This window comes from Mesorhizobium sp. KR9-304 (assembly GCF_040049215.1).
Lineage (GTDB): Bacteria > Pseudomonadota > Alphaproteobacteria > Rhizobiales > Rhizobiaceae > Mesorhizobium_K.
On record NZ_JBDZDN010000005.1, the window covers coordinates 20,976 to 44,289 of the forward strand.

17 protein-coding genes are annotated in these 23,314 nt (G+C 62.1%); 4 read left to right on the forward strand and 13 right to left on the reverse strand.

Going from position 1 to position 23,314, the window contains the following annotated elements; genetic code table 11:
• From ABLE71_RS21960 to ABLE71_RS21970, 3 genes are read left to right on the forward strand one after another with little or no spacing between them, the layout of a single operon-like run.
• Window positions 1-1,938: an AAA family ATPase gene (locus ABLE71_RS21960; RefSeq protein ID WP_348785624.1), complete on the forward strand. Its 1,938-nt coding sequence runs from the start codon at window positions 1-3 to the stop codon at window positions 1,936-1,938.
• Window positions 1,935-2,399: a hypothetical protein gene (locus ABLE71_RS21965; RefSeq protein WP_348785625.1), complete on the forward strand. Its 465-nt coding sequence runs from the start codon at window positions 1,935-1,937 to the stop codon at window positions 2,397-2,399. The genes ABLE71_RS21960 and ABLE71_RS21965 overlap by 4 nt, the downstream gene beginning before the upstream one ends.
• Window positions 2,400-2,420: 21 nt before the next feature.
• Entirely contained in the window at window positions 2,421-4,238 is a 1,818-nt protein-coding gene (locus tag ABLE71_RS21970) for a DUF262 domain-containing HNH endonuclease family protein (RefSeq protein WP_348785626.1), read from the forward strand.
• A gap of 6 nt (window positions 4,239-4,244) precedes the next feature.
• On the opposite strand, the gene dndA is transcribed toward ABLE71_RS21970, so the two are convergent.
• From dndA to ABLE71_RS22020, 10 genes are all read right to left on the reverse strand, one after another.
• Window positions 4,245-5,411, reverse strand: a complete 1,167-nt coding sequence (gene dndA, locus ABLE71_RS21975; RefSeq protein WP_348785627.1) for a cysteine desulfurase DndA — start codon at window positions 5,409-5,411, stop codon at window positions 4,245-4,247.
• A gap of 11 nt (window positions 5,412-5,422) precedes the next feature.
• Complete coding sequence (dndE, locus tag ABLE71_RS21980; protein ID WP_348785628.1) at window positions 5,423-5,800, reverse strand: DNA sulfur modification protein DndE; 378 nt, start codon at window positions 5,798-5,800, stop codon at window positions 5,423-5,425.
• Entirely contained in the window at window positions 5,781-7,796 is a 2,016-nt protein-coding gene (dndD, locus tag ABLE71_RS21985) for a DNA sulfur modification protein DndD (protein ID WP_348785629.1), read from the reverse strand. Before dndD ends, dndE begins: the two co-directional genes overlap by 20 nt.
• Window positions 7,793-9,280 carry a DNA phosphorothioation system sulfurtransferase DndC gene (dndC, locus tag ABLE71_RS21990; protein WP_348785630.1) on the reverse strand — a complete coding sequence of 496 codons (1,488 nt, stop codon included), beginning with the start codon at window positions 9,278-9,280 and terminating at the stop codon, window positions 7,793-7,795. Before dndC ends, dndD begins: the two co-directional genes overlap by 4 nt.
• Window positions 9,280-10,398 carry a DNA sulfur modification protein DndB gene (dndB, locus tag ABLE71_RS21995; protein ID WP_348785631.1) on the reverse strand — a complete coding sequence of 373 codons (1,119 nt, stop codon included), beginning with the start codon at window positions 10,396-10,398 and terminating at the stop codon, window positions 9,280-9,282. The genes dndC and dndB overlap by 1 nt, the downstream gene beginning before the upstream one ends.
• Before the next feature lie 486 nt (window positions 10,399-10,884).
• Window positions 10,885-12,648, reverse strand: coding sequence for a hypothetical protein (locus ABLE71_RS22000; RefSeq protein ID WP_348785632.1), 1,764 nt, complete (start codon window positions 12,646-12,648; stop codon window positions 10,885-10,887).
• A 191-nt stretch (window positions 12,649-12,839) separates the two neighbouring features.
• Window positions 12,840-13,955 carry an RHE_PE00001 family protein gene (locus tag ABLE71_RS22005; protein ID WP_348785633.1) on the reverse strand — a complete coding sequence of 372 codons (1,116 nt, stop codon included), beginning with the start codon at window positions 13,953-13,955 and terminating at the stop codon, window positions 12,840-12,842.
• Window positions 13,956-14,272: 317 nt separating this feature from the next.
• Window positions 14,273-15,430: a TniQ family protein gene (locus ABLE71_RS22010; RefSeq protein WP_348785634.1), complete on the reverse strand. Its 1,158-nt coding sequence runs from the start codon at window positions 15,428-15,430 to the stop codon at window positions 14,273-14,275.
• Between the two features lie 2 nt (window positions 15,431-15,432).
• Window positions 15,433-16,338, reverse strand: coding sequence for a TniB family NTP-binding protein (locus ABLE71_RS22015; protein WP_348785635.1), 906 nt, complete (start codon window positions 16,336-16,338; stop codon window positions 15,433-15,435).
• Entirely contained in the window at window positions 16,335-18,014 is a 1,680-nt protein-coding gene (locus tag ABLE71_RS22020) for a Mu transposase C-terminal domain-containing protein (RefSeq protein WP_348785636.1), read from the reverse strand. Before ABLE71_RS22020 ends, ABLE71_RS22015 begins: the two co-directional genes overlap by 4 nt.
• Before the next feature lie 195 nt (window positions 18,015-18,209).
• Between ABLE71_RS22020 and ABLE71_RS22025 the strand changes: the two genes are divergently transcribed.
• Window positions 18,210-19,142, forward strand: coding sequence for a recombinase family protein (locus ABLE71_RS22025; RefSeq protein WP_348785637.1), 933 nt, complete (start codon window positions 18,210-18,212; stop codon window positions 19,140-19,142).
• 315 nt (window positions 19,143-19,457) lie between these two features.
• On the opposite strand, the gene repC is transcribed toward ABLE71_RS22025, so the two are convergent.
• The 3 genes from repC to repA all read right to left on the reverse strand — a co-directional run bounded on the left by repC (window position 19,458) and on the right by repA (window position 23,253).
• Complete coding sequence (gene repC, locus ABLE71_RS22030; protein ID WP_348785638.1) at window positions 19,458-20,801, reverse strand: plasmid replication protein RepC; 1,344 nt, start codon at window positions 20,799-20,801, stop codon at window positions 19,458-19,460.
• Window positions 20,802-21,025: 224 nt separating this feature from the next.
• Window positions 21,026-22,039 (reverse strand): plasmid partitioning protein RepB, encoded by a 1,014-nt coding sequence (repB, locus tag ABLE71_RS22035; protein ID WP_348785639.1) that lies wholly within the window; start codon window positions 22,037-22,039, stop codon window positions 21,026-21,028.
• Complete coding sequence (gene repA / locus ABLE71_RS22040) at window positions 22,036-23,253, reverse strand: plasmid partitioning protein RepA (RefSeq protein ID WP_348785640.1); 1,218 nt, start codon at window positions 23,251-23,253, stop codon at window positions 22,036-22,038. The genes repB and repA overlap by 4 nt, the downstream gene beginning before the upstream one ends.
• Window positions 23,254-23,314 lie beyond the last annotated feature (61 nt).

Consider the following 23,314-nt stretch of genomic DNA (forward strand, 5'->3'; position numbering starts at 1 on the left):
GTGGAGATCAGGGTCCTAGGTTGGCGCTATGAGAACCTGCGCGGCGGCTTGCGCGACGTCAGCATCGACCTGGAGAGCGCGCCGGGCCGTTGGACCCTGATTCAGATGCCGAACGGCACAGGCAAGACCACGACCATGTCGTTGTTCCGGGCAGCGTTCTCCGGCGAACATCTGACGCCCGATTTTGTGCGCGATTTGCGCGCAGCCGACGACGTCGACAACGGCCTATTCGAGGTCCGCCTCTCGATCGATGGCAAGCCGTTTCGCATCCAGGTCCGGTTGAACTTCAAGGACGGCACGCACCAATACTGGACCGCCCGTTCCGAGGTCCGCAGCGGCGGCCTGGAAGAGGGCCTCTCCCTTCCGGTCGATCTGAAGCGGCTCCTGACGTCCGACTTCACGCGGCTCTTCGTGTTCGATGGGGAGCTGGCCAAGGAGATTCGCGCGGTGGGCAAGGACCGGGCGGCGATGGCGATCCGAACTCTCTACCGCCTGGACCGGCTGGAGCACCTGAATGTGCAGATCGGCCGGCTTGTCGAGGAGCAACAGCAGCGCGCGGCCGCGGTCTCGACCGCCACTGAGCGCAAGGGGGTGACCCGCTGGAAGCGAGCCTACGACGCCGCCGTCGCCCGCAAGACGGCCTTGGCAGCCGAGCAGCGCGAACTGCAGAAGCGGCGTAAGGAAATGGAGGCACGCCGGACCAAGTTGGCGGCCGAGATCAACGAGCGGATCGAGCAGGACGACGCGCTCAAGCTGCGCAAGTCGCAGTTGGACTCCGAGCGCGAGACGATCGACCGCGCCATCTTCGAGGCCACTACCCAAGGCATGGGCGTCCTGCGGCTGCCGGCGAAGATCCATCCCAACGTAGTCGAACGGCTGCGCGCGCTGGGCAACAAGCTCACCCGGCTCAAGCTCCCCAAGACGATCTCGGCCGAGTTCTTCAAGGAGCTGGCGGAACAGCCCGAATGTATCTGCGGCCGCGAGATCACGCCGAAGGACAAGGCAGCGATCCTGTCGCGGGCCGACAGTTACCTCGCCGAAGACCAGATCCTTGTGATCAACAAGATGAAGCTCGCCCTTCGCGAGAGCAGCGCCGACGGGGCGGAGTACACCCGTATCGCCACAACGCTGAACGGCGCTCTGCGCGACCTGCGGCGCAATAAGATGGCGCACGATCAGCTGGAGCTGGAGCGGGTCGAGGCCGGCGACACCGAACTCGAGCGCCTGCGCGCCGAGGTTAGTCAGCTCGGTCGGGATCTGGAGACCTCCGAGACCAAGCTCGAAAAGCTCACCACCCGCGACGTGATCCGGCAACGGCTGTTGGACGCCAACGATCAAAACAACATCCCGCTCTGCGATGCGGAAGTGAGGCGCTGTCAAGAGAAGCTCGCGACCGCCACGGATACCCTGCGTTTTGTCCTCCAGTCGGAGCGGGTGAAGGAGTTGGTGAGCACGGTGGCCGCGCTGGCCCTTGAGCGGCTACGCGAACGAGTCCGGATCGCGACCAATGCGAAGCTGGTCCAATTCGTCCCCAGCGAGTCACTGCAGGTAGCGCGCATCGGCGGCTCCCTGGAGCTGGGATCAAGCGGCCTGGCGACCAAGGGCGGCGTGAGCGAGGGCCAGAGCTTGGCAGTAGCTTACGCCTTTCTGACCTCGCTGCTCACCGAAGCGCCTTACAAGCTGCCCTTTATCGTCGATAGCCCTGCGGTCTCCCTCGACACGGCAGTGCGGCGGGAGGTCGGCGACCTAATCCCCGACCTTTTCGACCAGATGATCATGTTCGTGATCTCAAGCGAGCGGGAAGGTTTCGCCGACGCGTTCTATGGTCGAACGGGCGTGCGCTTCATCACGCTCTGGCGGGCTGACAGCGAGCGCACGGAGGTTCGCGACGGGTTGCCGTTCTTCCGGTCGTTCCATCAGGTCGAGGCGGCCGCATGAGCTTCGTAATCAGCCAAACCGGTCGTACGTTTTTCCGCGGGATCATCGCCCCGCCGAAGTTCCTGATGTTCGACGCCTACTACTGCTGTCTGATGGCTGGCCTGGACGCCCGTAAGATCGGATCCACGGAAGACCTGGACAGCGACCCGTTCCTCAATGGCTATCCGGACGACTTTAAGGGCCAAGCCGACATCATCGCGGGCCTGCTCATTGACGCCGAGCTCGATCGCAAGGACATTCAGGCCGAGGATCGTGCCAGCATTGAACGCGAGATGACCCGGCTCATTGACCCGACGTCCGCCACGCGCCTCAACAACGACGGCGACAAGCTGCTGAATCTCTACGCCGCCGCCGGCCTGGCGTTGATCCAGGACAAGATCATGCCGCCGAGTACGATCGAGGAATTCCTCGTGGCCTACCACCGCTTCTGGCATGTGGACGCCGAGCCAACCGAAGCCTGAGCCCCGGAGTGTTCCAACCGCATGTCGATCCATCCCGCATTGGAAAGCGTCGGCCAGCTTTTCGGAGCTAACCTCATTTTCCGTGTCCCGCGCTACCAGCGCTACTACGCTTGGGACGCCGAGCAGATCGGCGACTTCCTCGCGGACCTCGAACTCTGCCTGAGGGCGCGCGCCGGCGGCGATCGCCGCGAGCATTTCTTCGGCGGCCTGGTGACCGTCCGTACGGACGTCGAGGGGAGCTCTCGCCAAAACATGGAGGTCATCGACGGTCAGCAACGGTTGGCGTCGTTCTCCATGCTAGCGGCGCAGTTGCGCAATGCCGCTGTTCAGCTAGCGGAGTCGGTGGACGCCGCAGTGCCGGACAATCCCAAGGAATTCCTGCTGGAGTTCGCCAAGACCCTGAAGGCGAAGTTCGAGCGGTACAAGGACAAGATCAAGCTGCAGGTCGTCGAAATCGACAGGCTGGAACTTTCCAAACCCGACCTGATCTTCTTCAAGGACCTCGTCGAAGGCCGCAACCCGACCCCGAGTCGCATGTCTCACAGGCTGCTCAAGCAGGCCTGGGACCGAATAGCGGCGAAGCTGGCACAGATCGTCGCCAGCGAGAGCACGGACGTCGAAAAGGCGCAGGCCCTCTCGCTAGTCGACACCGTGATGGAGGAGGACTGGATCCTCATCCACATGATCACTGACTCCAAGGCTGAAGCCTACCGCCTCTTCCGAGTCTTGAACGATCGCGGGACAGGCCTCACCGAAGGCGAGCTGCTCCGCGCGCAGCTTCTTGAGGCGCTCGACGGCGTCGCGACCCCAGTCGAGATGCAAAGCGTCGAGGACACTTGGGACACGATCTTGGCCGAGCCGCCGGACGTGGTCGAACAGCAACTGCGTTCGATCTATGCCTCCCGGATTGGCAAGCGGCCGGGGAAGACGACCTTGCTGGATGAATTCCTCGCCGGCTGTTTTCCCGAACTCGCCAGCTTGCCCTTGTCGCCCGGCGACGTTGCTGGGGTTGTCGCCAAGGTCAAGAAGCTGCACGAGGAGATCCATCTGCTGGTGAAACTACAGGGCGGCGAATGGCCGTTCTCCTCCAGCACCAAGGTCACCGCCTGGGACCGTAGTCGCTTGGGCCTCCTCATCAACGAGCTCAAGCACACAAACTGCATGCCGCTGCTACTCGCCGCCACTCAGCTGGCCGAGAAGGACTTCGCTGATGTCGTGCAGATGCTTGAGCGCTTCATGTTCCGCTACAAGGTGATCTCCGATGCCCACATTGGCGCAGCGACCAGCGTCTACCACGAGCAGGCCGTCGCTATCCGTAAGGCGCCGGCAGCCTACAAGATCGCTGACCTTCGTAAGAAGCTTCAGGCGCTGCTCGACAAGAGCGCCAACGACGCCGTCTTCAAAAGCCGGCTTCAGGGCATGATGTATGAGCGCGAGCTCACCAATAAGCCTCTGAAGTACCTGCTGATCACCTTGGAGAGCTATCTGCGCTGGTATCGCGATGGGGCGAAGGGCGCGCCAAAGTGCCTGGACAAGATGGTGGTGTTTGATCCGTCGGCAACGACGGTGGAGCACGTTTACCCAGAGAAAGCCTCAGCCGCCGATGCAAACCTTGATCCCTTACTCGACACCTTGGGCAATCTGACGCTTTTGGGTTCGACCGACAACGACGCCGCTGGCAACAAGCCCTTCGCTAAGAAGAAGGCCATCTTCGAGAAATCGCTTGTCGGCCTCAACCAGGAGATCGCCAAAAACGCTGCTTGGACCGCGGCGGTCGTCGAAGCGCGGCAGACCGACCTGGAACAAGTCGCCCTGAAAGTGTTTCGCATGACCCCTTGAGGCCGGTCAGGCCGCGGGCCGGGCGAAGCTGCTCAATATTCCCGCTTCGGCGAGAATTAGGTCGAGGGCGCAGTCCATGTCGGCTTGCGAGGTGTGACGCCCTGGCGCGATCCGGAACGCGGTTCGCGCGCGCCCCGTGTCGCCGAACATCGCCTTCAGGACGTGGGAGGTCTCGATCTTGTCCGTTGCACAGGCGCTGGCGGCAGAGAAACTTAGGTCCGCTCGCAAGTTGCGGATCAGGGCCAGTGGTTCGACCCCTTCGATCGAGAACGATAGGTTGTTGGCCAGCCGCTCCGCCGGGTGCCCGTTTAGCTTGACGCCGGGGAGGCTTGTTTGCAGCCTGTCGCGGAACAGGTTGCACATGGCACGAAGACGAACGCCATCGGCCTGCGCGCAGCGCCGCGCGATGGCCAAGGCTTCGCCCATCCCGACTATAGCGGCGGTGTTCAAGGTCCCCGGGCGCAGACCGCGCTCCTGACCGCCACCAAACAGGATCGGGGCGACGCGGGCCTTGGGTTTGCGGGCGCGGATGTAGAGCGCGCCGATGCCCTTCGGCCCATAGGCCTTGTGGGCTGACAGGCTGGCCAGATGGATGTGGTCGCGCTCGACGTCCACCGTGCCATAGGCGACCACCTGAGCCAGGTCGCTGTGGAAGAGCACGCCGCGCGCTTCACAGAGTTCGCCGATTGCCCGAATGGGCTGAAGCGTCCCGACCTCGTTGTTTGCCGCCATTACCGAGACCAGGGTCGTTTCGTCGGTGATCGCATCCGCGATCGCATCGACGCTCACCCGACCAGCCTCGTCCACCGGCGCGTAGGTTACGCGCCAGCCATCTCGCTCAAGCGCGCGGGCCGGCTCAAGGATTGCGGGGTGTTCGATGGCGGTGGTGACGACGTGCTTCTTGTTGGGGTGCGCGCGTGCGACGCCCAGGATCGCGAGGTTGTTTGCCTCGGTGCAACTGCCTGTGAACACGATCTCCTTAGGCTGCGCTCCCAGCGCCTCGGCCACTTGCGCCCGCGCGCGGTCCACCGCCAACCCAGCCGCATGACCATGCGCGTGTTCGACGCTTGCCGGATTCCCGAAGATCTCGCGCAGGAAGGGCTCCATCGCGGCGACAACGGCTGGATCGATCGGCGTCGTAGCGTTGTGATCGAGATAGAGGGGGCTGGCCACGGCGAGATCGCTCAGGCGGCCGCCGGCACGAGGCGCAGGATGTCGGCCGGCGACTTCGCCCGCACCGACAAAGTCCCGACGCCCCGATGAATGTGGCCCCGCAACCGGTCCAGCAAAATCTCGTCCTCGAGCGGCGGGTCGGGTTCCTGGCCCTCTTCGACGAAGCGCAGAAAGGCGGCTATCAATGCCCCATACTCGCCAGTTAGCGTGTAGGCGTTGAACTCCGAGCCGTCCTCGTCTGGTATGGCGGCGCCGCCAAGCGGGCCTTCCTCGAGCGAGGTCATGATGGCCATCCGGCAAAGCAGGTTGGGTGTGACGCCTGTGCGCTGGCGCAGCGACCGCAGCTTGCTGGTGGCGTCAGCGGAAATTCTAAGCTTGCTGTAGTGCACGTCGGCCCTCCCGCTTGGTTTGGGTATCAGCGAAGTAGCCATGCGACGCCACCGTGCGGCCGCTGGCCGGGTCATAGTCCAGGCGATAGGCGTGGGAGACGCTGGCCTGCAGGTCCCCGACCAGGCGATCGTCGATCTCGGTGTCGGTCGATAGCAAGATCACCTGATGTGACGCGGCAGGAAAATAACGTTCGACGAGATTGGCTCGGTGCTCGGAATCAAGCCGCGCCAGCGGGGTGTCGATAATCATCGGCAGCGGCCGGCCGCTGGTCCGCGCCAAAGCCCATAGCATGGCTATGGCGTAGACCTGCTTTTCGCCCGCCGACAGTGCCGCCTTGGGCACTTCGCGGCCGGCCGCGTCGATCAGGGTGGCCGCGAAGGACGCCACGTCGATTCGCACGTCGGCGATCAGATCGCCCTTGCGTACGAGGTGATTGAAGCAGCGCACGAATTCGACGCGCAACTGCGTGAGCTTGTGGTCCAAAAGGCGATGCTCGTAGTTCGCGAGCGCCTGCGCCGTCCGGGCGGCGAGTTCCGCCCGGTGTGTCGCGGCGTCCGAACCGGCCTGCTCCTCAAGAAGACGTCGGCGCTCGCGCTCCATCGTGACCAGCTGGCCCCGAAGCACCTTTAGCTCCTCTTGCTTGCCCTTGAGGAGCGATTCCGTCGATCCGACCCGTTGATCGGCTAAGCGCAGCTCGTCGAGCATGATCCCCGAGGCGGCGTTGTCGGCCCGAGAGAGCATGACCTCCAACTCGCGACTGCGCCGGGCGAGCGCGTCAAATTCGTCCAGCAGGGCGAACGCGCGCGGCCGCACCACGGTTTCGACCTCCGCCAGCCGGGTCAAGGCTGCGGTGCCGTCGCCCACTTCGCGGAACGCCGACGACGTCATAGCCAGTGCCGCCGTGCCGCTATGGGCTTCTATGAACCGGCGAAGGTCGGTCCAGTGCTTTTCGCTCCAGGCAGCGTCACGCCTGGGCCCGTCGCCGGTCCGCCAGGCTATCAGCGCTTCCTTTAGCGCTTCGGTGGACATCGCCGTAGCGTCGCCGCCGCTGGCGCGGGACAGCGCTTTGCGGAACGCGCCTATCAGCTTCGGCGCCATAGCGAACGGCAGCAGCTTGTTGGAGAGATCCCGAAGCTCATGCTCGCTGCGGTGCATGGCGCGCCGGACTTCCTCACGTTCGGCCTCGATCCGCACCCGATGCACCGCCGCGTCACCGCCTTCGGCAATAAATCGGCGCCTCACCTGCTCGGCCGCGCGCGCTTGGGAGTCACGCGCCGATGTGAATTCGGCAACCTCGTCGCCCAGCACCGTAGCTTGTCGCTCGGCGACGCCGACGTCGCGGATCAGGTTTTCGAGACGAGTGACCAAGTCCCCGTCATCGACCCGCTGATGCCGGGCGAGATAGAGGCCCAAGTCGGTGCGCAGGCGCCCGACCAGCTCGATCCCGAGCAGGCCCCGAACGGCTTCGGCCAACTGCTCGTTGTCTTCTTCGCCATCGGCGATCTCGCCGATCTTCTCGCCATCGAAAAAGAACAGTTGCGAAACCCCAGGGGGGATCAGCTCCTGAAGGAAGTGGTGCCACTCCTCGCGCGGCACCGAGGCGATTGCCGCGCCGTCCTTGTCGAGAAGCAAGCTCTCGACAAGGCTCTTGCCGCGCACCGCCCACTCCCGCCGGACGCGGTAGCGATGCACCGTTCCGGCCTCGGCGTAGTCAAATTCCAGGGCGACGGCGGCCGCGGGAGTTGTCGCGTCGCGATTGATACGTTGACGCAAGTAGGCCTCGTAGTCGGCTTGGCTTACGCGAGCGCCAAGGGCGCGCCGACCATAGAGCGCAAGGCGAACCGCCTCCAGGAGCGTCGTCTTTCCAGCGCCGTTCTTCCCGCCGATCAGAATGATCGGCGTCGGACCGCCCAAGCGCTGTCGCGGGACGAGATCCAAATCGGTGACTCCCGCATAAAGGCCGAAGTCTTCAAGTCTGATGCTGCGCAGGATCACGGGGCGCTCTCCGCCTGCGCGTCCTCTAATGGCAACTCTAGCGCGTCAGCCTCCTCGAGATCATCGACCTCAACAATGTCCGCCGAGCGGCTCCCCAGGCGTTCCTGCAGCACCGTCTCGAGGTCGCGCCACTCCTGACGAAACAACTCCTCGATCCGGGTATGGATGGCGTGTCGGCGCTTCAGGCCATGGGCGGCGCGTTCCACGTCGAGCAACCGTATGACTAGCTCGGTCGGCACGGAACGCTCGCTACAAACCTCTTCGAGCAGGCGGCCGTCCTCAGCCGTGAAGCTGACGCTGTCTTCCATCACCCAGTCGAGCTCGCGGCCAATGGCCGCGCGCACGATGGTCGGAACCGAGTCGGCCCAATCGCCCCGCTCGGCGCGCCAGATGCGGCGAATCTCATGCAGCTCCGCATCGTGGATCAACAGAGTGTCGTCGCCCGGCGGCGCCTCGCGCTGTACACGCACTTGCGTTTCGAGCAGGCGCTGTAGGAGGGTCTTGCAGTAGGTCAGCGTATAGGGTCCGGGCACGGGGGTGTCAGTGCCCCGGATGAAGGAGACGTGGCCGTTGCGGCGGCGGAATTCCCGATAAAGCCGCTTCTTCTCGGGCGTTTGGGTCTCAGCCAGCAGATCTCGGAATTCCAGAAGTGGCTCAAGCCAGTCCTCACCGGAATCGATCATCGCCTCCATTGAGCGATCGCGTTCGACCACGGTACAGACCCAGCACCCGAACCGGGAATTGCCGCAGCTGGGTGTCGTGGTGTCCACCACCAGTGGACACTCGCCCGCCTGGGCGTTGCGATACATCGCCACGAGGTCGCGGTTGTCGTTCCCCCAAGGCGACGGGCTTTGCAGCAGGTAGGTCCAGACATCGTCCGTCGAAAAGGCCTCGATCGGCCCGTAGACGAAGGCATTCTGTAGCGAGGAATGCCGGGAGAGCACCGAGCCCTTGATACGGTGGAACGACATAACCTGCGCCCGCGTCGCGCTCTCCGACGAGCGAACACCCAGCACCATGACGACCTCGCCGAACTCGGCTACGCGCGCCTTGATGAAGTCGTTGGCCGGCTCGATCTTCAGGCGCTCGGTGCACCAGCGGAACCGGCGAGACGGCGCGGGATAGCCCCGACCGATCAGGTTGACCCAGAAGCTGCGGTCAACGTTGGGCGTCACCTTTTCCGTCTTGATAGGTAAGCCCTGTTCGGCCGCCGCCGCGGCAATGCGGGCAAGCGTCACGTCGATGTAGCGGACAATCACCGGAGTCTCGACCAAGGTGTCGGAGGTGATCACATAGATCGGCTTCGTCCGCTGTTCGGCCGGCAGGCCGAGCAAGGCTGTCCAAACCAGCTGCAGGGCGCAGGTTGAGTCTTTGCCGCCGGAATAGCCGATCACCCATGGGCGATTGTCGGAAAGATATACCTCCCGTATCTCGCGGAGCCGGTTTTCGACGATGGCACCATCCAAAGGCGAGGTCCGCACCATCAGCTTGCGACCTTCAGCCGCGCATCGGTTGAGGGTGCATAGAGGTCCTCGATCCCCTGGGCTTCATCGGACAGCGGCAGGCCTAAAGCTTTTACAACCACATTGGTCACCAGGGTTATGTTGTTTTTCGACTTGTTCACCTTGCCGGCGACCAAGGCGCGATTGTCCCAAAGCGCCCGATTGGCCCGCGACCAGTCAATGGTGCGCAGCTTGGTCAGGCGCGCGGGCCAAGCCTTTGGCACGCTCTTCATCAACTGCGCGCCTGCCGTCGCGATCGCCTGCACCGCCACGCCATGAGCGTGTATGTAGTCTCGCCGCAGCTCGTAGGAGGCGACCTCACGCGTTCCCACCCGCTGCCAATCCGGCATGTTGGCAATAACTGCCGTCCAAAAGGCGATAGCTTTGTCCTTGTCGTCAGGCTCCACCTGACCTCCGCCGCTTTTCGCGATCACTTCGGCCGTCGCCTGATGCAAGCTACTGAGCGTGAACAGCTTGATCGACCGGTTGGAAATGCTGCTGCTGTCGTAGCAAGTGAAGTCACGAAACAGCGGCACGGCAGCCACGACGTCGCGAGACAGCGCCGCCAAGGCGTCGCGATGGTTGTAGAGCAGCTTGATCGACTTCGTCGGCCGCACCGCATGGATGTTGAGATCCGCGAACATCTGCTGCGATCGCTTCAGGCCGCGATCGGCGAACACCACCACCGAGATAGTCTCATCGCCGAGCAGCGGTCGTTCCCGGATCGCCTCCTCAATCGCCGCCCGCCGGTGCTGGCCGTCGTTGATGAGGATTGTCGCGGCCATGGCGATGCGCAACTTTCCGACGGCTCGCAACGGACCTTCCGTCGCCACCGGTTCGAATTCGATCTCGCCGTCGATCGAAGCGCAGAGTGACGAGAGTATATATTCTGATGCGTTGTTGGTGATGTAGGTCGCGATCGCTGGGACCCGCGCCTTGTTCAACACCCGTTGTGCGCGCAGCTCGGCTGGCATGGCCTCGTCGTCGAACTTGAACAGCCGCGGCACAACCTTCAGCGGAACCATGATGACGAAGTAAGCGCTGCCAGCCTGCACGCCGCGGATGGCCGTGAAATCCAAGCTGTTGCCATCCATCATCATGCTCCGATCAACGCTGACCGAGCCTACGTTGGATGAGGTTGGAAGTCAAATTTTTTATTCTGGACGTTTGTTTCGCAGAGGCTTTTGACTTCCAGTGCGCGCAGCTCGCCGGTTCATCGATGCATCGTTGGCAGCCGTGCCGCAACAACTAAAGCCAATCTAAGAGGTCTACGTTGGCGCTGATGCAAGATTGTCCACAGGTCAAATCGGGAGGTCATCTGCAATTGCGGGTTCTGATCCGGATGTCTCCAGCGACAGATCGGGAATGTAAACGTCCCGACCTCGGGCCGACGCGGCTCGATATCCCAATAGTCCGACCCGCCGTCGTGCTTCGCTTCGTCGCCGCTCCCGTGCGGCAGTGGAAACGCCTCTCGCCGCGATCCCCGACGCTGTGGAGCATCTACGCTTGGTGGCGGCCTGGACCCAAGGATCAGACGAGGGCATGCCACGACCGGTCGCTCGGCCGACAGCCGCCAATCACAGGCCTTACTTCTGCGGCTGAAAGCCGAAGTCGACGAGGAAGTCGGAACTGCGGCCGACAACAATGTCTCCCGCCAAAAGCGTCATTCGACAAAGATAGCCGAACATGAATTTGGATCGAAGATGGACGCGGATCGCGACAGCGTCGTTCGCCGCGACCTTGATTGGCGCCGCGAGCGATTTGACGATGGTCCCGGGTTCGGAGCCGAGATCGAACTGAACCGTATCGATCGGCGTCAGCGGACCCGATTCAAGCGCGCTGAAGGCGCCAAGAATTTCGAGAACTTCGAGCCTAACCGCAGTCACCAGTTGCGGTTGCGACCCATTCACCATCGACAGATTGAGTACCGGCTGAACACGCTTTGTCGACAACAGACGCGTGGCCTCATTGAGGCGATCATCTAGCGCTGGCGAGAGGACCGATCCTCTCGCCAGGATTGCATCCGCCAAGCGAACGGCATTTTGCATGGTTGCCGTCTGGGTTTCGTCTGTCCGTCCGGTATTTGGATAGACGAGGCGCAGGAACGCTAGGCCGCTCTGCCCATCGTCGGCCGGTGGAGCGGGGAGAAGTTCTCGCAAAGTCGCCGCGGTTTGATGGTCAGCTGCCGCGGCCATTCGTAGCTTGCGGCCAAGCGCCTCCATCATTGACCACATTCGACTGGTATTGAGGCCCCTTGCATCATTCGAATCGTCCACGAAGTCGGCTTTCGTCATGAACGTCGGGGGCGTCTCGTCTTCGCCGGCCCGGAAGGCGAACAGCAGGACGTCGAAATCGAGCTCAGGCCAGAGAAAATAGCCGATCGGATAATCCGCTGGCGTCTGGTAATGCCGAGCGACGGGCTCCGGCGGTTCGGTGATCTCGTGGGCAAGATAGGGAGATTCACCGCTCGCCAGCGACAGAGTCACGGACAAAGGAGCAGCAGTCGAAACTGCCGGCGGCACATATCCCGGAAGCCACGTCCGCAGATCGAACTGCCGTCCGCTGATCGCCAAGGCAATTGCCACGGCGGCGAAGACGAGCGCGACGTATTTCAGTCGCATGATCGACAGAAGCTGGATCCAGAGGCGCGGACTCTCCGGCTCCTTGCTAGCTTCCTCAATGTTGCCGTCCTCGAGGAATGGGACCCAGAACTTGCTGCAGAACCCCGGCTTCAGAAAGAAGCCGTGACCGGCACCGTTGTGCCAGCGGTCCTTTACGAGCGGGCGACGGAATCCGAATGTCCCGGCCGACCCATAACCCCATGTCACGCTTTCCGCCATCGCGGGCCAGATGTCGCGCGTCCCAACATCATTCAGGATCGGGGGCTCAAAGCGCTGATAGAACTGCTCGAAAGGAAACCCATACCGCACGACGCTGCCGCAGAAGATGATCCGGCGAAACTGCAGATCGAAATTCTCTCGAAGGATGTGCGCGACGACATAGGTCCCGAAGCTGTGCGCGATGATCGAGATCTGGTCGGCCCCACTCGTCTGCTTCGCAACGCGGATCTGCTTGAGGACTTCGTCAATCGCCTTCTGGCGAAAATACGCGACCGGGACCAGGAAACGGAACAAGTCAAACCGGCCGTAATTGGTGAACTCGACACGGAAGCCGGCGTTGGACAACGATCCGCCGACCGTTTCCTGCCAAAGCGCGAAGTCACGAATGCCGTGTACTAGAATGACAAGATGACGATCGTTCGAAGCGGCGCTAGCAGAAGCTGGCAGTGGAGCTGGTACATGCTCCGGTCCTGGATGGTCTTTCTCGTCCCGACCCACTTCGCCCGCCACAAAACACCCTTAGGGAGGATGCGCGAACTGTATAGAGAGTCACTAGCCTCCGTGCCGGCACAATGCCAGCACGCGCTCGATTTCGCTACGGGAGCTGGAGTTATTTTCTACACAGCTTGTCTCCAGTTCCGCCCGGAGCAGGAGCAGGCAGTCCCTGAAGCTGGCCAGCATGGAGCTGCACTCCGCTTCGGCTAGACGATTCCCCAGCCCTTGTACCGGCCCCTCCCCGTCATTTCGCGCAGGCCAAACGCGGCGACCAGGTCGAGCGCGCCCTGCCGCGAAACCTTAAGCGTCGCCTGGATCATGCCCGTGGTGACCAACGGCCTCGAAAGCACGAGCTCGATCATGGCTGGCAGCCTAGAATTCGCACGGCGGCCGCGCAGTTTGCGATCCATCTGCTCCCTGACGAGGAGCAGCCGATCGTGCTCCTTCAGGCCGAACGTCGCCGCTTCCTGGACGGCCTCGATAAGCGCCAGAATGCGCTCGGTCCGGCCGCGCGCCCGACGGCGCTCGCGCGCGATCCTCTGCGCACCAAGATGCAGGCAAGCGAGATGATAGTCGGTGACGCGCTCCTGCCGCAAAAGCGCGGCCACGAGCAAGGGGCCGACCCAGCCGCCGCGCTGCAGCACCTCAATCTCCTGCCAGGCCTCGAGCAGCACCGCGGCGCGGAGGATCGAAGGAAGGCTGCGCGTGTCGGCCACCACAGCCTGCCACTCGGCGAGCCGGGCGTCCTCGTCCCAGTCGAGATCGTAGATCAGCTCCGGCCGGTCGTCCGGCCGCAGCGGCTTAGCGGGCACATCCGCGCCGGCGAGCACCTTCGACGACCGCGCGAGCACGGCATCGATTTCGGCGAACTCCTCGGCCAGACGATCGTCTTCGGGTACATCCCAGGCATCCGCCCCATCGTCCTCGGCTGGCGGGCCCTCCCCTTCCCGGCCGACCTCGTCCGCCGACGCCGCGCGGCTCCGCCCTGTCAGTTCCCGCACCCCCTCCCGGCCGAGCGCCCAGTCGCGCGGTTGCGTCAGGATGCGGCGCCGCATGCGCAGCACAGCATGCGCCCGGGTCAGCTCGTGAGTTGGGGCGCGCAGGTCCATCGCTGCGTCGTGGAAGACGAGGTCCTCGACATGGACGAGCTCGCCCTCGACCCAGAGCGCGGCGGCCGCGTCGTGGAAGTGGGAGCGCTCGATCCACCCTTCGCGCACTGGTGAGCGGGCCAGCCGCTCATCGAGGCGCACCAGAGTCTCGGTCGCCTTCGCGACCTGGCCTATGAGGGTTTCGAGGGGCAGGCTGCCTGTGTCGTAAGCCATTGTTTTGATGTTAGCTGATTTGCGTTCGTCAAGCTATATGGCCTTTAACTTGACCCACAGAGGGTTTTTTCACCGTCGTTTTCGCTATCGATAAGTTCCTCATATCGGGACTGTACAGGAGGACGTCTCAGGCTCTCCGAAAGGGTAAAAAGCGGTGATTTCCGGCATCTGTGCCACCTAGGACAGTTGAAAAGTGCGTTAAGAGACGTTTACAAACGATCGTTTGTTGATATCTTCGGTGTTTGTACAACACCCCTTCCCGATGCTGAGAGATGTCATTTGTCACAGTGGACTGCACTGGCGGGACAAAGCTGACTTCAGTAGGGGTGACCGGCGCGATCAAGCGTCCTGGCAACGAGAAGCGGCGCCAACACCGGAATTCCCAAGCTTTCGAGGGTTTCGTCAGTCTGAGCGACGAACCGTGCGCTGCGTGGCTGATGATTGAGCATCCGGCGCAGATCGATCGCAACGTCGTCGTTTTCACGGGCCAGCATGGTGATGTTCTCGATTTCGCGCTGCCTCACCTCCCGCGCGAGAACGGGAGGTGAGGCAGCGCGTGAGGCGTCGGCCTCCAATGGGCGCGTGGATGTCTTCAATGGCTGGAGCCCCGCCCTGATCAGCGGCTGCATGGCCAAGGCGACTACTTTCAGCACATTGGCCCGCTCTAAACGGCTCAACTTCTCGTAAATGCCCCAGCGTCCCACGGCATGGCGATAGGACAGACCCGCGAGCGCCCATGCTGCCTCGATGTTCGGACGTGCCCGATCCTTCATGCGGCGCGGGCGACAGATCTCATCGATCACGCCCCGTAGAACGCGAAGCCAAAGCCCTCCATGAACAACGCGGCCACCGGGCAGCCGCACCCTGCCCTTGGTAACGGCCTGCAAGGTCAGTCCGTCGAGCGCGGCGAGGATCGTGTCTGCCTCTTTGGGAGCTGGATATTCGGATTGCTGGGCGGGACTGGCCGCTTGCAGCAGGATGCCATGCTCCGGGCAGCTTGCCATCCAGTTTGCTCGCCAGTGCAGCCGGCCAAACCGGCGCCGATCGCTCCGCAGGCAGTGAATGCAACCAACCATCCGGCCGCCGGCTAGATCGCCGGAAAGCCAAGGGAGCCACCCGGCATCCCGCACCGGCCGCACCCGCAGAGCCGGGTGTTCAAAAGCACCGAACTGACAACAATAGGCGGGAAAGATGTCGTTGTGCGGTGCAAGCCTGTCCAGCAGATAGGGTACATACGCCGCCATTGTCATTGCCCGGATTCGGCCGGTAGCCACACCGGTGCGCTCCGCCAAAATCCTGATCAAACTGGCGGATGGCCAGAAATCCGCCAGCCCGATGTCCAGCCTCTGGAGCCCCAAGGCAGCTTCAGCAAATTCGCCGGCGCCCATGTCATATGCATCTGCGAGCCGCCAAAGCCACGACGACAGAGCTTCTTGCGGCAATGGCTGAGGATGAATCGGCAGCCTCGTCGCCATCGTCAGGCCAGAAGCTTCTCAGTAAGACGTCGCCGCTCTGCCGGACCGTGATATTTCATCAGTTGGAGTGACCGCTGATTGATTGCTTCCTCTCCACTTTCCACCGCAGCGACAGCGGCCGAACGCAGCAGAGCCGCGATTTCGCCGATCGTCCCACCGGTGCGAGCCAAAATCCAGCGCTGTAGGTCTACCGAGTTGAGCAATGAGGGTTTTCTGAGCGGGAACGTCGCCACGAAGCTCTGAATAAGTCGGCTAAGCTCGTCACCCTCATCCCATACCGGCAGGATGATCGGATGGAACCGGTTCTCAAGCTGCGGATCGGTGCGTATGGCAAGATAGGCGTCCCGTGTGCCGGCCCCCATAACCGGGATCCGCAATTCATTGCCGAGGAACCGCAGCAGATTGAGGAATTCCCGCTGCGCCGACGACGAACCGGCCAGAATGTTGTGCAACTCGTCGATGATGAGAACCTTGGCGCCTACCCTCTTGAGGATAGACAACGCCTGCGCTTCGAGATCATGCTTCCGTGCAGTTCTCCGGACCGGCGCCCCCAGGACCTCCAGAAGATGCTGGTAGAACCGCGCAACGCCCGGATCGGTAAGCATCTGCACCACAACAACAGGGATATTTTCCTCGTCACGGTCGGGCAATGCAGGCGGCGTGTGGTCCCGTCGAAACTTTTCGACGATCATCGATTTTCCGTTGTTGGTCTGTCCCAACAGGAGAAAACATTGCGGTCGAACGCGGCCAGGCTCGTTTTCCATGGCCGTGCGAAGAAGATCGAGTGCGGCTTGTGCCTGCGGATAGCCAATCCACCACTGCCCACGGATGAAGGCAATCCTTTGGGCGTCATCTGCTGCCGCGACTGTTCGCAGATCGGGGGCAAGGTGGCTGATATCCACTGTCACCACCTTTCCACCGGAAAGGGCGGCGAGACAGGAGCATGATCATCGTCGCGCTCATTTTCGATCGTCGGCATGGCAACCACACGATCCACCGGCGTTTCAGTAGGTGGATTTTGGCGCACCAACTGACGCCGGGCCGATCTAGATTTCCGTGCCGCGGCCTTCACCAGACCGCGCTGCTGTTCCACTGTCCTGAAGATAAGCTCTTCATCGACGTGAGCCCGGCCACCAGCCTTGATCGTTCGAACGGCCTGCCGATGCTCAAAGAGCGAGATTCCGGGGCGCTCCAGACGCCGGCAGGGCACCGTCACGTAGCTTCGTCCATCCGGCTCGAGCACGAAAATCTGCGACAGGTCGCGGGGATCCCGGCGGATCAAGAAGGATCGGTGTCGGTCCCGGTTCGCGATCCACGGGCGCAGAACGTCGGAATAGTAGGTGATGTGGTCGAGCGTAAGCCCGTCCCGCTGGATCGTTCGGCGGACAACAGGCAGGAAGTCGACCAGAAATTCCCGCCCATTGCTGACTGCTCGTGGGTCTCCATGTTCGGTAATACCGCACTTCCACCGCACGAGCGGCGGCTCCATGATTCCTTCGTGAACCTCGTGATGGTATCGACCGGTGATCGCCAGAGCCAACCAGTGCTCGAGCTCGGACAGGGTCAGAACTGCTGCCGCGTCGCTGTCATAGGTCCCGCGTTCGGCCGGATTTGAAAACGTCGTGCCCGGCAAGTCGTGGATCAAGCCCATCAGTGTACCGATCAGGCGCTCGATCACGCCGCCGAAATGCGGTTGGCCCTTCGGGCGATACTCGAGGTCAATCCCATGCTGCTGGCAACCACGCGCAAGCGCCTCGCCATGAAATTCCGCTGCGTTGTCGAGATGCAGGAGCCGCGGCACACCTGCGATCGGCCACTCCGTGTCCAGACCAAGGCCGTCGAGATAGGCTCTCTTGTCAACGCCAGTGTGGGCAAGGCAGAGACCAACACTCGTTGCAGACGGCGCCTCGAACGATACCAGAAAGCCGGTGATGCAGCGGCTATAGACGTCGATCGCCACCGTCAGCCACGGCCGTCCGACGGGCATTCGGCTGATTTCGTCCACCAGGATGATGTCGACCGGTGTATGATCAATCTGGACGATGTCGAGTGGTCGGTTCGATATCGGCCCATGGCCCGCAGCTGACGTCAGCCTCCTTGCTGAGCTGCTGCGCGGGCCCTCACGACGACGTGCCACCTCTTCAGCTCGAATAGTCTCAAGACGGCGGCGGATCGTTTTAGCCGATGGAGCAACCAATCCGGCCTTTTTGCAGCGGAGTTGAATCTCTTCGACGAGCCGTATGATCCGGCGCTTCTGCCGCGTCAGGTAGGTGTCGTAGATGGCGGCGGTGACAATGTCGTCGACGCGCGCCGGCATTCTCGATCTACCTCGACCACCGGATGGTTTTCCCGGAGCCAGCGAACTCATTAATCCACCCGAGGCCCGGAACCGAGCGATCAGAGCGTATATCGTTCGTGAGCTGATCCCCAGAAGATCGGCGGCGGCTCGCGCATCAATGGCCGAGACCAATTCCTGAGCCGCCAGGGGCGCTATCACGGGATAGCGGCGCTGCGCCTCTTGCCGTGCCTCTTCGGACAGCCCAAGCGTACCGCGTTCGGCAATCGGATCAGGATCTTCTTCCATCTCTCCCAAAGCGCTTCTCAAGCCGCACGTCGAATCGCGGACATTGAAGGTAAGTATGGGCAATTTGTGCTACATAGTGAAGACAACTATGGGGAATCAGTGGTCGGCGTGGGTGACCATGGCTATCGCTAACGTATTGATTTTCCAAGTTCCGCATTGAAGCTAACTTTGACAACTGACAGAGAGACGCCGCAAATGGCCCGTGAAGCGCAATTTCGAAGGCCCGGTCGACCACAGGGTCGGCAAATCGGCTACGCGCGCGTGTCGACGGACGAACAAGCGACGGAAGCGCAGGAAATCGAGCTGCGATCGGCCGGCTGCGACGTCGTCGTTCAGGAACATGGATCTGGGGCGTCGAGAGCCCGCCCTGCCCTATTGCGGTTGATCAGCGACATCGGCGCCGGCGATGTCCTGGTCGTTGTGCGTCTCGATCGCCTTGCGCGCTCGGTCAGCCATCTTCTTCAGGTGATCGAGGATTTGACCGACAAGGGCGCGCATTTCCGATCTCTCCGAGATCCGATCGACACGTCGACGCCACAGGGTATGTTCTCGCTACAGGTACTCGGCGCCGTTGCCCAGCTCGAGCGTGCGCTGATTTCGGAGCGGACCAAGGCCGGCATCATCGCTGCAAGATCGAAGGGGCGGCTGCCGGGCAATCCTGGTATCCGGGAGCGCAAGCCCGAAGCCCTGGCGAAGATGACCGCGGTGCAAAAGGCAGCCTATGGCCGACGGCTACAATCAACAATGAACCAGTGGCTTCCGACGGTCCGTCGGATGCGACCAGACCACAACTGGGACGATGTTGCTCGGGTCCTGAAGCAGCGCGGCCTCAACTGGACGCCTGAACGACTGCGGCGGGCAGTGAGGTGGCTCGTTACCGAGCGCCTGGCCGATTCCACGTTACTGAAGCGGGCGTCTCCGCAGCCTCCCGAAGATCGCCTGATGACCCTCGTGGCAGGGATTTCGCAGTCCAACCCAGACTTATCGCTACGCGACATCGCCGGCCAGCTCGAGCGCCTGCATGAGCGAACCCCACGAGGGAGCGCAAAATGGTCGGCCTCATCAGTCAAGAACCTGCTCGATCGAGCCCGCCGGCTTGGTCTCGTCGCCGAACCACCTGCGAGCTGACCGAAATACGTGGACGTCTTCCTCGCTGCAGAACAGTCCTCAGTTTACGGTCCGTGGCAGACGCTCACCATCTCCAAGCCGCTTGTAGGCGGCCCAGGCATCAGCTGGAACCGCGCTGTCGGCCCGCGCCAGCCAAGTCGCACGATCGGATTCGGCAAGTGAGTTCCACCATACCATTCCGGCGGCTTCATCGGGCATCGGTACCCGGTCGTGTTCGTTTTTCATGCCCTCGATGCTCTCATAAGTCGGTCGCCCCGACAAGCGCTGCAGCGACCGTCCATGTCCCAAAGTGCGAATCGAAACCCGCCCGGCTGATCATGATCCGCGCCCCGGTCTGTCGAGGCTGCGGCGCAACGCATCGCTGATTTCCAGCCGGGACTCGGTGCGCACAACCTTGCCGGCCGTCTCCAATTCGACGGCCGCGGCTTCAGCTCCGTTTCCGGTCGTCTTCGACGCGTCAAGCTTGGCCCGCAACAAGGCCATCACCATCGGCCAGACCGAGAACTTTCCAGCCTTTGCCCGGTCCGTCAGGCTGCGCAAATAGCCGCCGGCACTGTTGATCTGGTCCTGCCGCTGGTAGATCGCGGCAATGGTAATCCCCGCCTGTTGCTCACCCATTGCCGTTCGCGCTTCCTCCCAGGCGCTCGGGCTAATGCCCATGGCCGGCCGGGCAACCTCGGCCGCGGCCAGAAATTCACGCCAGTTACGGATTCCGCCGCCGCCCTTCACCAGCCAAAGCATGTTCGGGCAGGCATCCAGCACGATTCCCAACGGTAGCTCACGCTTTGGCAAGCTTTGTACGTTGTCGGTGTCCGCAACGTTGGCGCCCGCTTCATCTTTATTTCCTAAGCCGCTTTCAGATTCAAACTTAGAGTCTGGTTTTGAATTCTGTATGTGGCGTCCATCTCGGGACTCATTGGCGTCCATTTTCTGCGTTTTTACAAATGATTCCAACGCCTCACGCACTTCAGCCCAAAGGCCTTCAAGCTCCTCGGCAATCGCCTCGAGCGTCTGGCGGGGTGCGGTGCGTGGTATCTGGCCGACAATCGCCTGGTAGGCCTGCTGGACCCTGCCCCAGTTCGCTGGTACGCCTTCCTCAATCCCAGCGTCGATCATCTTGACGACGTCGCGCCGGCAAATGGTTAGCCGCTCCTTGACGAGGCGAAAGGCCTTCTTCTCAGATCTCACCGCTTCCGCAAGGTCCTTGAACTCCTCGGCGCGCGCGACGATCGGCGAGATATCGAAGCCATAGGCTTGCTCGATCTCGCCCCCCTGCCCTTTTCGGGCGAAGCGCTTGCCGTTCGGGCTGTCTCGACGGATGATCAATCCGCATTCGACCAAGACGGCTAGGTGTCGCCGTAAGGTCGTCGGAGGCATTCCGTTGGCGCGGCGGGTAAGCTGCTCGTTGGATGGCCAGACGATCAACTCGCTGTCGCCAGAAAGCGCCATGTCCGGATGGAACGACAACAGCGCGTCGAGAATAGCCAAAGCGCGATCAGTGGCGCCCAGAGTGATCCTGGCGTCCTTGATATCTTGAAAGACGTGCCATTTATGGACGGTCGCGTCCTTCGGCACTGCCCTTGCGGTGACTTGGCTTGAGATCATGCCGAGCGTCATCGGCCGCCGCCCAAAGGGCGTCGTTGCGTTATGCGTGTGCATCTTTCTTCACCTATCGCTAGGCAATAGAAATCCGCTCGCCGAATCGACGCTCACGGCCCGAGGGCCTTGACTGTGATTCCAGGAAGTGCGATTCTCGTGTTTACCAGACCTGAGAAGGGCTTCCGGAATGTCGTTTCGGGGGCCTTTTTCTTTGCCCGGGTTTCTTTCTGCCGTTTGCTAGTCAGAAATTGTCAGCTGACAATTTCCTTGAAAGCGTCTATTTTTCAGTGCGTTGCTCCTTTCGACGTCTTTTTCGAGTTGGCTTCAGGGCTGCCCTTGAACTCCTCAAGGAGCGCAGGGAAGCGGCGCCGGAGAAAACTTGCGAAACTGGCATTGTCCGAGACTAGGCGAATGTTGCCGCCTTTCTTCTCGACCCAGGCAACACGGTCCGACGATACGGGCCGGCGCTTGGCCGTGCCCTTGGTCGGACCGACGGCCTGCAGAGCGAGCGCAAAGCGCTGATCGCTATCGGCACTCCCGAAGTCCGAGGACGCCCGCAGCTCGTTCAGCGCGTCATGTGCGCCGGTCTGTTCGAGTCCCTTGACGAGTTGAAGCCATCTGGGGCGGCCCACCTTCGGGGCTGGCCCGATCGCCACGATCAGATCCTCACCGATTGCCTGCGCTACCGTCAGAAGCCGCGAAATCTCGGGCTTGTCGACGCTGAGGGCAGCTGACAGGGTATCGCGGTCGAAGCCGTGGCTCTCCATCTGCATGGCGAACCGCGCCCGCTCGATGAAGGTTAGATCCTCGCGTGGCCCGTTCTCCTGACCCTGCAGGATGACCACTTCCTGGTCGGTGAGCTTGCGGATGATCGCTTTGACGTTTCGTCCGAGCTCTTGCGCCACACGCCAGCGGCGGTGTCCCGCGGCGATCTGGAAGCGCCCCTCTTTGGACGGGTGCGGACGGGCGATGATCGGAATCTGCTGACCGTTCTCTGCAATCGCCGCCTTCAGCTCCTGAAAGCGGCTGTCGCTCGTCGACGGAATCCGGTCCGAGACAATGGAGGGACTGAACAGATCCGGATCGATTTCCTGCGTCGTCTCGCGGTTTGCAAGCTCTTCGCGCAAGGCTTTCGCCTGGGCCGCTTCTGCCGAAAGGCGGTCAAGGCCCAAGCTCATCGCCTTGACCGCGCCCGACGGCCGCGCTTGCGGCAGCGACCCGTCGGTCGGACGGCCTGGCTTGCCGGCAGCCACGAGGCCCTGAAGGATGTCCCTGCCCCTTCCATCAGGTTTCTTCATTTGGCCGCCCTTCCCCAAGCCTGCAGGATCAACTTCTCAATGTCGCCATTCACGGCGTCCATCGACTCCAGAGCGCGATCGTAGGTCTGCCGGTGCATCGACTCGCGCGGGGCTTCATAAACCGTCTGTTTTGACAGACCGGCGTCGGAAATAGCCGTCGATTTCACCATCATCGGCGTGAGCACCCGCTCGCCGAACAAATTGCGCAGGAAGGCCACGATCTGGTTCTGAGGACCGTCGTTGGGCTCATGCCGCGTTACCAGATAGCGCATCCAGTCATAGTCGAGGTTGCCGCCATTATCGCGCACCACCGCCAACAATTGCGACGTCATGGCCAGAAACTGGTTCATCGAGGCGACGTCGAGCATTTGCGGGTGCACGGTGATCAGCACGGCGCTTGCAGCGCACAGCGCCGACATGGTCAGAAAGCCTAGCTGCGGCGGACAATCGATGACCACCACGTCGTAATCGTCCGCCACACTGTGCAACGCTTTGGCGACCCGCATAAAGAACAGCCCATCGTCATCGTGCTCGCCGCTCGACAGAATGCGGGGCGTGTCGTGCTCAAATTCGTGCAGCTCGAGATTGCCGGGCACGAGATCAAGGCCCGTGAAATATGTCTTGCGCACGATCTCGGCGAGCGGCCGGCGCTCCTCATCGTAACGGATCGCGCCATAGAGCGTCTGATTGTCGGCAACGTCGAATTCGGGCTGATAGCCGAACAGGGCGGACATAGATGCCTGCGGGTCGAGGTCGACGGCCAGGACGCGGTGGCCGTGAAGGGCCAGATATTGCGCGAGATGTGTCGCGGTCGTGGTCTTGCCAGAGCCACCCTTGAAATTGGTTACCGCGATAACCTGAAGGTGCTCGCCATCCTTGCGCCATGGCACATAGGATGTCTTGCCCTTCGTCAGGTGCTGCCGCAGTGCGTGGACCTGTTCGAGCGTGTAGCGGCGCCGCCCGGTATGCGCCTTCTCCGGGATCGGGCCAGCTTCGTCCGTTGCCAGATTTCTGATATAGCTTTCGGTGACGCCGATCAGTTTTGCGGTTTCGGCCGTCGAGAACGAACGGAGTTCCTTCTTGGCTTCTGGCGGGAACAGGCGCTCGCGCAAGACTTGGAGCTGAGAGCCCAAGGCCTGAGAATCTTCCCAGATCGTTTCATCAAACGCCTGGGCACCTTTTGGTCGCGAATGGGCGGCTGGGGTGGGGTTCATCGTGAAAGTCGCAAAACTGAGCCAATCGTGTAAATTTGCGCAAATTGATCTGACTCCCACC

Coding starts and splice junctions, on each gene's coding strand:
- ABLE71_RS21965 (WP_348785625.1), top strand. CDS start 1,935: ATGAGCTTCGTAATCAGCCAAACCGGTCGTACGTTTTTCCGCGGGATC.
- ABLE71_RS21970 (WP_348785626.1), top strand. CDS start 2,421: ATGTCGATCCATCCCGCATTGGAAAGCGTCGGCCAGCTTTTCGGAGCT.
- dndC (WP_348785630.1), bottom strand. CDS start 9,280: ATGGTGCGGACCTCGCCTTTGGATGGTGCCATCGTCGAAAACCGGCTC.
- dndB (WP_348785631.1), bottom strand. CDS start 10,398: ATGATGATGGATGGCAACAGCTTGGATTTCACGGCCATCCGCGGCGTG.
- ABLE71_RS22005 (WP_348785633.1), bottom strand. CDS start 13,955: ATGGCTTACGACACAGGCAGCCTGCCCCTCGAAACCCTCATAGGCCAG.
- ABLE71_RS22010 (WP_348785634.1), bottom strand. CDS start 15,430: ATGGCGACGAGGCTGCCGATTCATCCTCAGCCATTGCCGCAAGAAGCT.
- ABLE71_RS22020 (WP_348785636.1), bottom strand. CDS start 18,014: ATGGAAGAAGATCCTGATCCGATTGCCGAACGCGGTACGCTTGGGCTG.
- ABLE71_RS22025 (WP_348785637.1), top strand. CDS start 18,210: ATGGCCCGTGAAGCGCAATTTCGAAGGCCCGGTCGACCACAGGGTCGG.
- repC (WP_348785638.1), bottom strand. CDS start 20,801: ATGCACACGCATAACGCAACGACGCCCTTTGGGCGGCGGCCGATGACG.
- repB (WP_348785639.1), bottom strand. CDS start 22,039: ATGAAGAAACCTGATGGAAGGGGCAGGGACATCCTTCAGGGCCTCGTG.
- repA (WP_348785640.1), bottom strand. CDS start 23,253: ATGAACCCCACCCCAGCCGCCCATTCGCGACCAAAAGGTGCCCAGGCG.